Raw genomic sequence first — 15174 nt, 5'->3', positions numbered from 1 at the left:
GAAGATGAGCGAGTCGGTCAAACGCGCATTCGAAGGTGTCAAGCTGTTCCCGTTCTGGCTGGACAATCCGGCGGCGCCGGATGTCGAGCGAGAACTGATCGGGCCGACCACGGCCGATCTGGTGATCGTCGGCGGCGGCTTTACGGGTTTGTGGGCCGCTATTCAGGCAAAGGAAAACGATCCGCGCCTCGACGTCGTGCTGATCGAAGCCGGCAAGATTGCGTATGGCGCATCGGGGCGTCCGGGCGGGATCATTTCCACATCGGTGATGCACGGTTTGCCGAATGCGACACGTGTGTTCCCGAAAGATCTCGACGTGCTCGAACGTCTTGGTCAGGAGAACCTCGACGGCTTCAAGGAAGCGCTGGTGCGTTACGGCATTGAAGCGGATGTCGAGTGGAACGGCGAGATGACGGTGGCCGTCGAAGAGAAGCATGTGCCGCATTTGCAGACGGATTTCGAACTGCACGTGTCGCATGGTCACGATGTGGTGTTGCTCGACAGCGAGAAGGCTCGCGAGCAATTGAATTCGCCGTTGTTTGCGGGCGCGATGTGGTCACGTAATCGCAGCGGCACGATTCATCCTGCGAAGCTTGCGTGGGGCCTAAAGGCGGCTGCGTTGAGGCTCGGTGTACGTTTGCATGAGCATTCGCCGCTGACGAAGCTCGAAGAACACGGCAACAGGATGATCGTCTATACGCAGGCGGGGCGGATCGAAACGCCGCGCGTGCTGCTGGGTACGGGGACGGCGAATGTGGGCGTGTCGGATATCAACCGACGCGTGATGCAGGTGCGCGATCACATCATCGCGACGAGTCCGCTGACGGATGAGCAGATGGCGCGTATTGGCTGGAAGAACCGCCAGGGCGTGTATGACACGCGCACGCAACTCAATTATTTTCGCTTGACGAAGGATAACCGCATTATTTTTGGCGGACGTGTCAGTTATCACTTTGGCGGCAATAACAACCCTTCGCAGGATCGTGATGAGCGTACTTACTATAAGCTCGCCGAGGCTTTTTATCGGACGTTCCCACAGCTCGATGATGTGAAGTTCACGCACGCGTGGGGTGGGCCGATTGATTACTGCTCGCGTGGCGCTGTGTTTGCCCGGAAGTATCACGGGGGGAAGACTGTTTTTGTCGCCGGGTATACGGGGTTTGGCGTTGCCGGTAGTCGGTTTGGGGCGCGCATGGGGCTCGAGATGCTCTGGAATCGCGATACGTTGATTACTTCGCTCGATATCTCGCGGAAAGGGCCTTCGTATATTCCGCCCGAGCCTGTGCGGTGGATCGCCGCCAAGATCACTTTTAATGCTTTTGATGGGGCTGATGATCGGGGTGGGTGGAGGAGGTGGTGGATTAACTCCATTAAGGCTCTTGGGTTTCCTATGTAGTTTTTTTGTCTGCGACGCAGTCGCTATTTTGGTTTTTTGCTTTTTGTTTTTTTGCTGCGCTGGCATCCGCGAATTCGTATCGGTGCTTCAGGCGTTGCCCCTGTGCGGGGCGGCACCTACTTTTCTTTGCAGCGGCAAAGAAAAGTAGGCAAAAGAAAGCCGCTTCAAACCTCCGGTGCCCGCCCGGATAACGCCACGGCACACGGTCTTTGAGCTGTCGCGCAGTGACGCCAACACTCCGTAGAAAGCCCGCAGTCACGCGCGCGCGGCGCGAACGACGACATCCACCTGGGGCACGTTCGGTCGGCTTGTTTTTGCGCGTTTGCCGTCGGTCTGATTGCGGCGTTATGTGCTCCAGACTGTGTGTGGGGCTTTCGCGGCGTGCGCGGTTGACTGCGGGCTTTCCACAAAGTGCAGACGTTGCTGCGCGATGGCTCAGAGACCGTGTGCCGTGGCGTTATTCTGGCAGGCACCGGAGGTTCAAAAGCGGCTTTCTTTTGCCTACTTTTCTTTGCCGCTGCAAAGAAAAGTAGGTGCTGCCCCGCACAGGGGCGACGCCTGAAGTACGGATACGAACTCGCGGATGCCAGCGCAGCAGCAAAAACCTAAACAGAAAAACCGCGCAAAAACCGCGCGGTTTTAAAGAAAAAAGCAACGATCAACCACAATAAACAATACTGTACTTCTTGGTAGCAACAGGCATATGCCAGGTCCCAGAAAAGCCCTTATGAAGAACAAACGCATCCCCAGCGCGATAAGTATCGCGACGCCCATCATCGCCAGTAATCTCGACTTCGCCTTCGATGAGAACGCACACTTCATGAATGGGCAGATCGGAAAGCTTCAAAGTACCGGCATCGCACTGCCACACACCAGCGGTCAAGACATTGTCAGCATCAGAAAAAGCAGTCAAAGCATGCGGTGCTTTAGCGCCATCGAGAATCACATCAGCGGGATCATGCAACGCAGGTTGCAGCCCGGTAGCGCCAGGACCTTTAGCATCGATGCGAGTAAACGTAACATTGCTCATAAAACACAGTCTCCGGAAAAAGATCAAATAAGGAACCGCGAGTCTGAGCCAAACCCGCATCGCAATGAATTTCGATTTGAAGACATGTAGTTTGAGGGCGGTCGATGTAACGCATCGACTGAAACGGGCAGAACCCAATAGAGGAAACATCATGCAGCACGCCACGCAGTTCTATATCGACGGCAAATGGGTCGACCCGATCGAGCCGAAAACGCTCGACGTCATCGATCCGTCCACGGCACAGCCCTTCGCGAAGATCTCGCTGGGTAGCGCTGCCGATGTCGATCGCGCCGTCGCCGCCGCGAAGGCCGCGTTCGCTACGTATTCGGAAAGCACGGTGCAACAGCGCATCGATCTGCTGCAATCGATCCTCGAGGTGTACCGCAAGCGCTACGACGATATGGTCGAAGCCATCAGCCACGAAATGGGCGCGCCTAAACAGTTCGCGCACGACGCGCAGGCGTGGACGGGCACAGCGCATCTGGAAACGATGATCCGCACGCTGCAGAACTTCGAATTCGAGCAGATGAAGGGCAGCATGCTGATCCGCAAGGAACCCGTCGGCGTGTGCGGTCTGATCACGCCGTGGAACTGGCCCGCGTTGCAGATCACGACGAAGGTCGCACCCGCACTCGCGGCAGGCTGCACGATGGTGCTGAAGCCGTCGGAACTCGCGCCGATGAGCGCGCTGCTGTACGCCGAGATCCTGCATGAAGCAGGCGTGCCCGCAGGCGTGTTCAATCTCGTCAACGGCGAAGGGCACGTAGTGGGCGATGCGATGTCGCGTCACAAGGACATCGACATGATGTCGTTCACGGGCTCGACGCGCGCAGGCGTGCAGGTCGCGAAAGCCGCAGCCGATACCGTCAAGCGCGTGCATCAGGAACTGGGCGGCAAATCGGCGAACCTGATTCTCGAAGATGCTGACTTGCGCGATGCCGTCACGCGCGGCGCGCGCGCATGTTTCGACAACAGCGGTCAATCGTGCGATGCACCCACGCGCATGTTCGTGCCGCGTGCACGGATGGACGAAGCACTCGGCTACGCGAAAGACGTGGCCAATGCGCTCGTCGTCGGTCCTGCGAATGCGGCATCGAGCGATCTCGGTCCCGTCATCAGCCAGCAGCAGTACGACAAGATCCAGTCGATGATCGAAGCGGGCGTGCATGAACGTGCCGTGCTCGCGGCGGGCGGTCCGGGGCGTCCCGAAGGTGTGGGCGAAGGCTACTACGTGCGCCCGACGGTGTTCGGCCATGTGACACATGACATGACCGTCGCGCGTGAAGAAATCTTCGGACCCGTGCTGTCGATTCTCGGCTACGACACGGAAGACGAAGCCGTCGCGATGGCCAACGACAGCATCTACGGTCTCGCGGGTTATGTGCAGTCGGCCTCGCTCGAACGCGCACGCGCCGTTGCAAAACGCTTGCGCACAGGCACGATCTATCTGAACTACGCGGAGTACTCGCCGGAAGCGCCGTTTGGTGGCTATCGCCAATCGGGCAATGGGCGCGAGTACGGCGAGTTCGGTCTCGAAGATTTTCTCGAGATCAAGGGCGTGGTCGGTTACGCGAAATAAGCCTTGAAACAGGGCTTAAAATAGCAGTTCGATCGAATGAAACAGACGGCGGCGGTCCGCGTCCTGCGACCGCGCGCCTTCGTCGATCACTTCACGCAGACATTCGATAAAGCACGCCCCCGCCGGACTGACGGGCACGCCGCGCCGCGACGTGATGCTGACAATCGTCTCGTCCACCACTTCGCGCAGCGGCAAGGCGCGCAAGTTCTCCTTCGCGATGTTCACCTCGACGAGCGGCCACGGAAAGATACTCAGGAAATCCGTCTGCTGAACGAGGCCCAGCACGATCGCGAACGAATGCGCGAGATGAATCGTGTGCGGCACTTTCATGCCGCGCTTGCGGAACAGGTTATCGGACATCGACTCGCGGCTCGCGGGATCCCAGTTCAACACCCATTCGGCGTCCTGCAACTCGTGCAGCGTGCGGCATTCGCCTAGCGGATGACCGCGCCGCGCGACCACAGCGGAATGCGTCGAAAAGAGCGGCACGTTATGAAACTCCGATTGCGGCGACGCAGGCGGCGGACGTCCGATCGAAAAATCCAGGCTGCCGTCGCGCAGTCGCGGCTGCACGACGGCCAGTAATCCTTCGAAGAATTCCAGCTGCACGTCGGGCATTTTCTGCTTGAAGCGATTGACGGTCTCGGGCAGAAACGTCAGCGCGAGCCACGGCGTCACGCCCACGGAAAGCTTGCCTGCCGCCGCGCCGCGCATCGCTTCGAGTTCGGCTTCGGCGCGCGCGAGTTGCCCCAACACGAGCCGCGCATGCACGACCAGCGCGCGGCCGTAATCAGTGAACGCGACGCCCGATGTGCCGCGTATCACGAGCGGCGCGCGCAGGTCCGCTTCGAGTTCGCGCACGGACTTGGTCACGGCGGCGGGCGAAAGCCCCAACTGCCGGGCCGCGGCGCGGATGCTGCCCGTTTCCGCGATCGCGGCGAGCGTGCTGAGTTGATGGAGTTTCATGTCGGACGGATCGAAGTTGGCGGCGCGGGTGGCATCGCAAGTGGCAACTGCTGGTTGCCACCGTAACCGTTTCACGCCTGCCCGTCAAAAAAACGGTTGGCTATGCTGGGTTCACAGACATCCGAAGGAGACAGCAGCGTGAACACGATGGTCATCCCCGCCGGCATCGCCGGTCTCGAAGAAGAAATGATTGCGCTGCGCCGCCGCATTCACGCGCATCCCGAGCTTGCGTACGAAGAGCACGTGACGGGCGATCTGGTCGCAGAAAAGCTCACTGAATGGGGCTACACGGTCACGCGTGGACTGGGCAAGACGGGTGTCGTCGGGCAACTGAAAGTGGGCAGCGGCACGCGCAAGCTGGGCCTGCGCGCCGATATGGATGCGTTGCCGATCCACGAACAGACGGGCCTGCCGTACGCGAGCAAGCTGCCCGGCAAGATGCACGCATGCGGCCACGACGGCCACACGGCGATGCTGCTTGCGGCAGCGAAGCATCTTGCGCAGGAGCGTTCGTACGACGGCACGCTGAACCTGATTTTTCAGCCCGCCGAAGAGGGCCTCGCGGGCGCGAAGAAAATGATCGAAGACGGTCTCTTCGAGCGCTTTCCGTGCGACGCCGTTTTCGCAATGCACAACATGCCCGGTTTTCCGACGGGCAAGTTCGGCTTTCTGCCGGGCTCGTTCATGGCGTCGTCGGATACGGTCATCATCAAGGTGATCGGGCGCGGCGGCCATGGCGCGATGCCGCACAAGGCCGTCGATGCCGTCGTCGTGTGCGCGCAGATCGTGCTCGCGTTGCAGACCATCGTGTCGCGCAACGTCGGGCCGCTTGACATGGCGATCATCACCGTCGGCGCGATTCACGCGGGCGAGGCGCCCAACGTGATTCCCGAGTCGGCGGAAATGCGTCTCTCCGTGCGCGCGCTGAAGCCCGAAGTGCGCAACTATCTGGAGACGCGCATTCAGGAAGTGGTGCATGCGCAAGCGGCCGTGTACAACGCGCGCGCCGAGATCGACTATCAGCGGCGTTATCCCGTGCTCGTCAACGATGTGCAGATGACGCAGTTCGCCACGCAGATCGCACGCGACTGGGTCGGCGACGATGGGCTGATCGCGAACATGCAGCCGCTGACGGGCAGCGAAGACTTCGCGTTCATGCTCGAACGATGTGCGGGTTCGTATCTGATCATCGGCAACGGAGACGGCGAGGGCGGCTGCATGGTGCACAACCCCGGCTACGATTTCAACGACGATTGCCTCGCGACAGGCGCTGCCTACTGGGTGCGTCTTGCGCAGGCGTTTCTCGTCTGACGCGTTCGGGAGACGGACATGACGTACACAGCCGCATCGACCTCCACGCCGGACGACAGCGCATCGACGAGTGAAGTGCAACCGCAGCGCGCGAGTCACGCGAAAGCCATCGCCGCGATCACGCTCGGCAACGGCCTCGAATTCTTCGACTTCACGATCTACAGCTTCTTCGCGACGATCATCGGCAAGCTGTATTTCCCGGTGGAGGGGCAGCTCACGCAACTGATGCTCGCGGTCGGCACGTTCGGTGTCGGCTTCATCATGCGGCCGGTGGGCGGCGTGGTGCTCGGCGCGTACGCGGACCGCGCGGGACGCAAGGCCGCGATGAGCCTCACGTTGTGGCTGATGACGCTTGGCTCGGCGATCATCGCGTTCGCACCGACGTATGTATCGATCGGGCTGGCCGCGCCCGCGCTGATCATCCTTGCGCGGCTGATTCAGGGCTTTGCGCTGGGCGGCGAGATCGGCGCATCGACGTCGTTGCTGATGGAGTACGGCAGCGACCGTACGCGTGGCTTTTACGGCAGCTGGCAGTTCGTGAGCCAGGGATTGAACACGGTGGTCGGCTCGCTGCTGGGCGTCGCGCTGGCCGCGATGCTGTCGACGCATGCGCTCGAAAGCTGGGGCTGGCGTGTGCCGTTCGTGATCGGCATGGCGATGGGGCCGATCGGCGTGTATATCCGGAAGCATCTGGACGAAACGCTGCCGATTGCTTCTTCATCTGGCGATGCATCCGTGCTCGAAGCCGCGGCCGTCGCGAGGCCTGTGCGTGAGATTTTCGGCACGCATTTGCGCTCGATTGCTGCGGGTGTGGTGACGACGATTGGCGGCACGGCGGCGAATTACATCGTGCTGTTTTATCTGTCGACGTATGCGATCAAGATTCTGCATCTGCCGATGTCGCTGGCATTGTGGGCGTCGTGGACGGCCGCGTTTGTTACGGTGATCTGTTCGCCGTTTGCGGGGTCGTTGTCGGATCGGTATGGGCGAAAGCGCGTGCTTTGGATTTCGCGCGTGTTGTTGATTGCTGCTGTGTATCCCGCTTTTATGGTTATTAATGCTGTGCCTACTGTGCCTGTGCTGCTCGGTGTTGTTGCCGGGCTCGGCGTGCTTGTTGCGTTTACGGCTGTGCCTAATATCGTCATGCTGCCTGAGATGTTTCCGCGTGAGATTCGCGCGACCGGGATGTCGATTGTTTATTGTCTCGGTGTTTCTATCTTTGGTGGGTTTGCACAGTTTTTTGCTACCTGGTTGATTCAGCTTTCTGGTAGTACGCTTGCGCCGGCGTGGTATTTGATTGGATGTGGCGTGGTTTCTCTTCTGGCTCTGCCGTTTGTTCGTGAGACTGCTGGGAAGCCTATCGATTAAGGTTTTTTTGTCTGCGACGCAGTCGCCAGTATTTGGTTTTTTTGCTGCTTTTGGCTGGCATCCGCGATTTCGTATCCGTACTTCACGCGTCGCCCCTGTGCGGGGCGGCACCTACTTTTCTTTGCCGCGGTGTACAGACTGGAGACATAGCTGACAGGTGTACAGGGACATGGTTGACACTTTCGGGTAATCAAACGCCCGGATTCAACCATGCCCTGGGAAGCAAAAAACACCATGAATCTCCGCGAAGAATTCGTCAGCCTGGCCGCCACACAGGCCCTGTCATTCAGCGAGCTATGCCGGCGCTACCGGATCAGCCGCCAGACCGGCTACAAGTGGCTGGACCGTCACAAGGCCGAAGGCCCCGGCGGGCTGGCCGACCGCTCCCGACGCCCGCACCACAGCCCCCTGCGCTCACCTGAACACATCGAAGCGCGGGTGCTGGAACTGCGTCGCGAACATGGCTGGGGCGGACGCAAGATCGAACGGCGCCTGAAGGATCTGGGCGAGACAGAGGTGCCCGCGCCCGCCACGATCACCGAAATCCTGCGCCGCCATGGGCTCATCGATGAACAGGCGTCGCAGCAGCGCCAGCACTGGCAGCGCTTCGAGCACGCGCATCCGAACCTGCTGTGGCAGATGGACTTCAAGGGCGACGTCCAGACGCTGAAGGATGGGCGCTGCATGCCGCTGACGGTCATCGACGATCACTCGCGCTACAACCTCGTGCTGAGCGCCTGCTCGCGTACGACCACACAGGTCGTGCAGGCCGAGCTTGAGCGCGCGTTCCGCTGCTACGGGCTGCCCGCGCGCATCAACACCGACAACGGCGCGCCGTGGGGCTCGCCCAGCGCGCCGGGGCAGCTCACCGAACTCGCGGTCTGGCTGATCCGGCTGGGCATCCTGGTGAGCTACAGCCGGCCGTATCACCCGCAGACCAATGGTAAGGACGAACGGTTTCACCGCACGCTGAAGGCCGAAGTGCTGGACCGGCAGGCCTTCAGCACACATGCGCACATGCAGCAGGCACTGGATCGCTGGCGGCACGTGTACAACGTCGAACGTCCGCACGAGGCACTCGGGATGGCCACGCCCATCACGCGCTACGCGTGTAGCCTGCGCGCGATGCCCGAGCGGGTGCCCGAGCCCGAATACGGCCCCGGCGATGAAGTGTTGCGGGTCAATGCCAGCGGCGTGGTGCGCCTGCGCGGCCAGAAACTGAAGCTGTCGATCGCGCTCAAGGGGCTGCAGGTAGCCGCCCGCATGAGCGAGAAGGAAGACGGGGTGATCGAGATCTGGTTCGCCCATCAGCGGGTCGCAAAACTTGACCTGAAGACTCCCAAACCCTGACCATCAGGTGTCAACGATGTCCCCGTACAGGTGTCAACCATGTCTCCAGTCTGTACACCGCGGCAAAGAAAAGTAGGTGCCGCCCCGCACAGGGGCAACACTAGCAAACCGATACGAATACGCGGATGCCAGCGAAAGCCAAAAACAAAAACAGGCGACTAGCGTCGCAGACAAAAAACCTTATTCAGCCCGCTTAAGCGAACGATCATCCCCAGCCGCAGGCTCCTTCTGCAAACCCCGCCCCGCATCGCGGGTCTCAGGCATAGCGACCCAAACGAGCAACACAGCAAGCGCCCCGGCCGCAGCGAGTCCAAAAAAGCTAACAGCACTACCAAACCGATCGGCGATAAACCCGGCGACGGCTGTAGACAAGGTAGCCCCAATCCCGGCCCCGAGGCCAAAAAGCCCGATAGTCAGGTTATAACGCCCCTTACCGCCAGCCACATCGGCGGCAATCAACGGCAGCATCACGCCGAACACGGCGGCGCTCAAGCCGTCGAGCATCTGCACAGGCACGAGCAGATACGGGCTGCTCACGCCCGCAAACAGCAGCGCGCGCAACGGCAGCGCAGAAAACCCGAGCAGCAGAAGCGGCCGGCGTCCCCAGCGCTCCGCCGTGCGCCCAACCCACGGCGACAGCATCGCGACGATCGCCTGCGGCACGATGATGCAAGCGGCAATCACCAGCTGCACGTTGTCGCCCATGCCCGCCGTCACTTCGCCTGCCGCGAGATTCAGCATCGCCGCATTCGACAAATGGAACAGCACCACGCACGCCGCGAAAACCAGCATGCGCCGGTCGCGCAGCAGTTCGAAGATCGATTCCTTCTCTTCGGCTTCGTCGTGCTCTTTCTTCGCGGGGGCGTTCGCGGGCGGATGATGATGCTCGGGCATCGTGATCATCGACAGCGCGATCAGCGCAGGCGCCGCCAGCGCCGCCGTCAGCCAGAACACCGCGCGCGCCGAGAAGTATTCGCCGAACAAACCCATCAGACCCGCCGCGACCGCGCTGCCGATCGACGCCCAGCGCGCATTGCGCCCCAGCCGGTCGCCGAGATCCTGGCGTCCGACAAGCGCGAACGAGATCGCCGCCATCGCAGGCACGAGCATGCAGCTCGCAAAGCCGTGGAAAACTTCCGCGGCCATCACGGGCAGCACGGTCGGGCTCGCGGCGAGCAGCACGGCGCTCAGGATGATCGCGATGATCGCCCAGGCGGCGGCCCCTTTCTTGTTGCGCAGCGCATCGACGGCGGCGCCGCCTGGCACCTGGCTCACCATCGCGCTGATGGTGCCGACGGAGAGGGCGAGTCCGATTTCGCCCTGCGTCCACTTATGGGTTGCGAGGTAGGAAGCAATGAACGGCCCGAATCCCGTCTGCACGTTGGCGACGAAGAAGTTGAGCCAGTCGAGGGCGCGGAGACTGCGTGCGTTGACCATGGAACGGCTCGTCATCGTGAAGTGCGTGCGGTTGAGGCCGCCGCAGCGGACGACGAGGGGCCCGTGGCCGCAGAAGACGCGGCGACGGGTGGCGGTGCAGGAGGCGGCGCCGGCGAGACGGCACGAATCGGCTTGTCCGTTTCGTACGATGGCGACGCCTTGATCTGCGCGTCGTTGAGATCCATCAGCGGACGCAGCGTCTTGTCCTTCGTGACGAAGCGCAGCGCTGACCAGTTCGCGGCAATCGTCCGTCGATCCGGGCTGATGATGCCGCTCACGTCGAGCACCACGGCCTGCGGCTGCGCGTTCGCATCGATCAGCACGTCGATCACGCGGCCCACCTTGCCGCCGTTCGGACGCTCGACATCCGCGTCCATCAGTTCCATCTGGCCAGGAGGCACGGCAGGCGCGGCCGTGACGCCGCCCGCAAGCGGCGTCGCAAGCGAGGCCGACGGCTTCGGACGGTTCGTCGCGGCGAGCTGGTTCGGCGGCGTCGTGATCGTGATGGGCGCGCCTTTCGCAGTCGGCGTGAAGCGGAACGCGGTCCACGGAAATCCGACCTTGCGATCGCCGATGCCGAGAAAGCCCTGCAGATTGACGATCATCTGGCGCGGCGTGCCGCTCGCGTCGGCCGTCATGTCGACGGCGCGGCCGAGCACCTTGCCGTCGGACTTCTGCACTTCGCTGTCGAGCAGACCGTGCATCGTATTGCGATCGAGCGTGCGCATCACGATGATGGGCGCGGGAGCGGGCGGCGGCGGAGGCGGCGCGGGCGCAGCGACGGGCGGCGGCGGCTCGGGCTTGTGCGGGCGGACGACGGGCGGACGCGGCTTCTTCGGCTCTTTGGGTTCAGGCGCTTCGGCGGGCTCCGGTTCGGAGGCGGGCTCGAGAGCGGGCACCACGAGCGGCGTCACGGTGGCTTCGGTGATGGGCGCAGGCGGCTGCTCGGTCGGTCCGAACAGGCTGCAGCCCGACATCATGGCGGCAAGGGCCGCAAAAACGGCCAACAGCAAAAGACGGAAGGCTGGACGTAGGAAACCGCCATTCATCAAGAGGGACTCCGTGGCCAGGGCGGCGGGTCGATGCCGATGCGGTCGCAAGGAACGATCCAGTCGTTCACGCAGGCATCGAAAGCCTCGCCGGCAATGCGTTAAAGGCTAGGTTTGCCGAGAGTTTAACCCGTGACGCTGAAAGGGCCTTGTTTCGTCTGCTTTGATCGGGCGTGCGCGGGCCGCGTGGAGCGGCTCTGAGAGCGCATTTATGCATGCCGCAAGCGTAGGTGTTAACACCCGGGTCGGCGGCCATCGTTCCCATGCTTCAAACGATATAAGCATTGCGACATGCGCGGCATGTTTTTATTGCGATGGGAGATATATTTCGATTCGCCTAACCTTCGCTTCAGCATAAAAAGAACGGCGTGAGCGTGTGTCGTGGGCTGGTGAAAACGGTACGCGATGTCATTCGATCGTCCGACGACGGATTACCCGCCGTAACGAGGACGATGCGCACCTGCGCCAGACGGAAAGTTCAGGAAAGCAACACACATTCACTACTCAACGAGACGAACCTGATGACGGCGAGCCCGAGTGTGGCCGCCGTTTCAGCATGCTGATAAAGGAGGCACTCATCATGATGGAACCCCAGGCCCAGAGCATCGCGGAAGCCGGCAGCGAGGCGTTCGACGACACTCGCAACGGCCAGACGGCCTCCAACGCGGCCTTCATCGACCGCTTTTTCGACATCACCGCGCGCGGCAGTACGGGACGACAGGAAATCGTCGCCGGCATCACGACCTTTCTCGCGATGGTCTATTCCGTGTTCGTCGTGCCCGGCATGTTCGGCAAGGCGGGCTTCGACACCAGCGCGGTATTCGTCGCCGTGTGTCTGACGACGGCGTTCGGCTCGCTGCTGATGGGCATCTGGGCGCGTCTGCCCATTGCGATCGGTTGCGCGATTTCGTTGACGGCCTTCACTGCGTTCGGCCTCGTGCTCGGCAAGGGCTTGCAGCCGAACGTCGCGCTCGGCGCCGTGTTTCTGATGGGCCTCGTGTTCACCGCGATCTCCGTGACGGGCGTGCGTTCGTGGATCCTGCGCAATCTGCCTGCGGGCGTCGCGCATGGCACGGGCATCGGCATCGGGCTCTTTCTGCTGCTGATCGCAGCGAATGACGTGGGTCTCGTCGTGAAGAATCCGGGTCCGGGGCTGCCCGTCTCGCTCGGCCATATCACGTCGCTGCCTGTGCTGATGTCGGTGGGCGGACTCGCCGCCATCTTCGGTCTCGTGCGCCGTCGCGTGCCGGGCTCGATCCTGATCGTGATCGTCGCGATCTCGGCGCTCGCGTTGCTGCTCGATCCCGCTGTCGCGTTTCATGGCGTGTTCGCGTTGCCGTCGCTGAGTGCGCCGGGGCATGCGTCGCTGATCGGCGCGATGGACATCAAGGGCGCGCTGTCGCTCGCCGTGCTGCCGAGCGTGCTGGCGCTCGTGATGACGGCCGTGTTCGACGCGACGGGCACGATCCGCGCGGTTGCGGGGCAGGCGGGCCAACTCGACGAGAACGGCCGCATCATCAACGGCGGCCGCGCGCTGACGGCCGATTCGCTCAGTTCGATCTTCTCGGGCTTCATGGGCGGTGCGCCGGCAGCGGCGTATATCGAATCGACGGTCGGCGTCGCGGCGGGCGCGAAGACGGGTCTCGCGGCGGCTGTCGTCGGTCTGCTGTTCCTCGTCGTGATGTTCTTCTCGCCGCTCGCCGCGCTCGTGCCTTCATATGCAACCGCGCCCGCGCTGATGTACGTCGGCCTGCTGATGCTGTCGAGCGTGAGCAAGCTGCATATGGACGACATGGTCGATTCGATGTCCGGTCTCGTGTGCGCCGTGTTCATCGTGCTGACGGCGAACATCGTGACGGGCATCATGCTCGGCTTCTGCACGCTGGTGATCGGCCGCGTCGTGAGCGGCGAGTGGCGCAAGCTGAATGTCGGCACCGTTGCGATCGCGGTCGTGCTGGCTGTGTTCTATCTCGGCGGCTGGGCGATCTGATCCGGCCGATGTCTGCGACATGCAACGCAAATCAAAAGTAAAAAGCGGTCGCAGACACATCCATTCTTGACATCGCGATCCCGCGTTCTACACTTAACCTCATGGTTAAGTTTCAGGATGCCGCCCTCGATCGCACGTTCGCCGCGCTCGCCGACCCGACGCGGCGTGCGCTATTGGCGCGTCTGTCGGCTCGCCACGATCTTTCCGTTTCCGAACTGGCCGAGCCGTTTTCGATGTCCTTGCCTGCCGTCATGAAGCATCTCGACGTGCTTTCGGATGCCGGCCTCATCACGCGCACGAAGACGGGCCGCACGGTGGCGTGCCGTCTTGCGGCCGCGCCGATGGAGCAGGCGATGTCGTGGCTGCAGCACTATCAGCAGTTCTGGGCCGAAGCGCTCGATCAACTGGCCGCCTACGTGGAGGAAACCGCATGTCCGCCCGCCCCAGTCTCACGCTCCAGCGACACATCAGCGCGTCCCCGGAAAAAGTCTTCAGCGCGTGGACGGACCCGCAGCAGATCGTGAAGTGGCTGCATCCCGGCAGCTGTGACGTGGTGTTGTCGGAGATGGAATTGAAAGTGGGCGGGCGCTTTCACATGGTCATGCACGCGCTCGATGGCGAAATCCACGACGTGAGCGGCGTGTTCCGCGAAGTCGTCATCAACGAAAAACTGGTCTACACATGGGCATTTCGTTCGACGCCCGAACGTGAGTCCATCGTCACGTTTTCGCTGAAGGCAGATGGCGTGGGTACGTGGTTGACGCTCACGCATGAAGGGTTCTTCGATGAAGCCGCGCGCGACTCGCATCGCGGTGGATGGACGGAAGCGCTGGAAGGACTCGGACGCTATTTCTCATGAAGACCGCGCCTGCTTGTAACGCGTTAGCGGGTCGCGCAACTGGAGGAACTGATGGAAGAGCACACAATCGTTTCAGGCGAAGCATGGCTGGCCGCGCAGCGTGCGCATCTCGCGGAAGAAAAGGCCTTCACACGCGCACGCGATGCGCTTGCAAAGAAGCGCCGCGCGTTGCCGTGGACGAAGGTCGACAAGACCTATACGTTCGACACGCATGAAGGCAGGAAGACGCTCGCCGATCTGTTCGCGGGACGCAGTCAGCTGATCGTCTATCACTTCATGTTCGGGCCGGACTGGGAGCAGGGCTGTCCGGGCTGTTCGTTCCTGTCGGATCACATCGACGGCGCGCTCGTGCATCTCGCGCATCGCGACGTGACGTATGTGGCCGTCTCGCGTGCGCCGCTCGAGAAAATCGATGCGTACCGCAAGCGCATGGGCTGGCGGTTCCCGTGGGTGTCGTCGTTCGGCAGCGACTTTAATTACGACTTCAACGTGTCGTTCACGCCGGAACAGGAAGCGGCAGGCAAGGTCGAATACAACTTCGAAATGCAGGACTACGCGTGCGACGAACTGCCCGGCATGAGCGTGTTCTGCAGGAATGAGAAGAGCGAAATCTTCCGCACGTTCGCATCGTTTGCACGCGGCGGCGAGCCGCTGATCGGTACGTACACGCTGCTCGATTATCTGCCGAAGGGCCGCGACGAAGACGAGAACAAGATGATGGGCTGGATGCGCCGTCACGACAGCTACGACGATGGCGTAACAGGCACGACGCTGGACGAGAGCAAGCAGGGCGCGAGCGCCTGCTGTCATGAAGCGGCGCAGAAGTGATGAAGTCGACG

General features: G+C 61.9%; 13 protein-coding genes. 9 read left to right on the top strand and 4 right to left on the bottom strand.

Annotated elements, in window-relative coordinates; translation table 11 throughout:
- Positions 1-4: 4 nt before the first annotated feature.
- Positions 5-1396: an NAD(P)/FAD-dependent oxidoreductase gene (locus QEN71_RS23590; RefSeq protein WP_201660205.1), complete on the top strand. Its 1392-nt coding sequence runs from the start codon at positions 5-7 to the stop codon at positions 1394-1396.
- A gap of 658 nt (positions 1397-2054) precedes the next feature.
- Here the strand turns inward: QEN71_RS23590 and QEN71_RS23585 are convergent.
- Positions 2055-2426 (bottom strand): cupin domain-containing protein, encoded by a 372-nt coding sequence (locus QEN71_RS23585; protein WP_201660183.1) that lies wholly within the window; start codon positions 2424-2426, stop codon positions 2055-2057.
- 151 nt (positions 2427-2577) lie between these two features.
- Here QEN71_RS23585 and QEN71_RS23580 point away from each other — a divergent pair, with 151 nt between their 5' ends.
- Positions 2578-4005 carry an aldehyde dehydrogenase family protein gene (locus QEN71_RS23580; protein ID WP_201660185.1) on the top strand — a complete coding sequence of 476 codons (1428 nt, stop codon included), beginning with the start codon at positions 2578-2580 and terminating at the stop codon, positions 4003-4005.
- Between the two features lie 15 nt (positions 4006-4020).
- Here the strand turns inward: QEN71_RS23580 and QEN71_RS23575 are convergent, their stop codons facing one another.
- Complete coding sequence (locus QEN71_RS23575; RefSeq protein ID WP_201660188.1) at positions 4021-4971, bottom strand: LysR substrate-binding domain-containing protein; 951 nt, start codon at positions 4969-4971, stop codon at positions 4021-4023.
- A 138-nt stretch (positions 4972-5109) separates the two neighbouring features.
- Here QEN71_RS23575 and QEN71_RS23570 point away from each other — a divergent pair, with 138 nt between their 5' ends.
- From QEN71_RS23570 to QEN71_RS23560, 3 genes are all read left to right on the top strand, one after another.
- Complete coding sequence (locus QEN71_RS23570; RefSeq protein ID WP_201660191.1) at positions 5110-6282, top strand: M20 aminoacylase family protein; 1173 nt, start codon at positions 5110-5112, stop codon at positions 6280-6282.
- A gap of 18 nt (positions 6283-6300) precedes the next feature.
- A complete protein-coding gene (locus QEN71_RS23565; protein ID WP_201660194.1) occupies positions 6301-7650 on the top strand; it encodes an MFS transporter in 1350 nt (449 codons plus the stop codon).
- 210 nt (positions 7651-7860) lie between these two features.
- Positions 7861-9000 (top strand): IS481 family transposase, encoded by a 1140-nt coding sequence (locus QEN71_RS23560; protein WP_290468217.1) that lies wholly within the window; start codon positions 7861-7863, stop codon positions 8998-9000.
- 180 nt (positions 9001-9180) lie between these two features.
- Here QEN71_RS23560 and QEN71_RS23555 read toward each other — a convergent pair whose 3' ends face one another.
- Positions 9181-10452 (bottom strand): MFS transporter, encoded by a 1272-nt coding sequence (locus QEN71_RS23555; RefSeq protein ID WP_201662110.1) that lies wholly within the window; start codon positions 10450-10452, stop codon positions 9181-9183.
- Positions 10449-11486 (bottom strand): PRC-barrel domain-containing protein, encoded by a 1038-nt coding sequence (locus QEN71_RS23550; RefSeq protein ID WP_201662108.1) that lies wholly within the window; start codon positions 11484-11486, stop codon positions 10449-10451. The genes QEN71_RS23555 and QEN71_RS23550 overlap by 4 nt, the downstream gene beginning before the upstream one ends.
- Before the next feature lie 604 nt (positions 11487-12090).
- On the opposite strand from QEN71_RS23550, the gene QEN71_RS23545 reads away from it, so the two are divergent.
- The 4 genes from QEN71_RS23545 to QEN71_RS23530 all read left to right on the top strand — a co-directional run bounded on the left by QEN71_RS23545 (position 12091) and on the right by QEN71_RS23530 (position 15163).
- Positions 12091-13476 (top strand): NCS2 family permease, encoded by a 1386-nt coding sequence (locus tag QEN71_RS23545; RefSeq protein ID WP_377792105.1) that lies wholly within the window; start codon positions 12091-12093, stop codon positions 13474-13476.
- 101 nt (positions 13477-13577) lie between these two features.
- Complete coding sequence (locus tag QEN71_RS23540; protein WP_201662102.1) at positions 13578-14000, top strand: ArsR/SmtB family transcription factor; 423 nt, start codon at positions 13578-13580, stop codon at positions 13998-14000.
- The gene (locus QEN71_RS23535) at positions 13907-14335 is read left to right on the top strand and encodes an SRPBCC family protein (RefSeq protein WP_201662099.1); all 429 of its coding nucleotides are present in this window, start codon (positions 13907-13909) and stop codon (positions 14333-14335) included. The genes QEN71_RS23540 and QEN71_RS23535 overlap by 94 nt, the downstream gene beginning before the upstream one ends.
- A 51-nt stretch (positions 14336-14386) precedes the next feature.
- Positions 14387-15163: a DUF899 domain-containing protein gene (locus QEN71_RS23530; protein WP_201662096.1), complete on the top strand. Its 777-nt coding sequence runs from the start codon at positions 14387-14389 to the stop codon at positions 15161-15163.
- The last annotated feature ends 11 nt before the right edge of the window (positions 15164-15174 follow it).

It is taken from the genome of Paraburkholderia sabiae, assembly GCF_030412785.1.
In the GTDB taxonomy this organism is placed as follows: domain Bacteria; phylum Pseudomonadota; class Gammaproteobacteria; order Burkholderiales; family Burkholderiaceae; genus Paraburkholderia; species Paraburkholderia sabiae.
The sequence above is the reverse complement of the archived record's forward strand: the minus strand, read 5'-3'. Positions and strand labels throughout refer to the sequence as shown.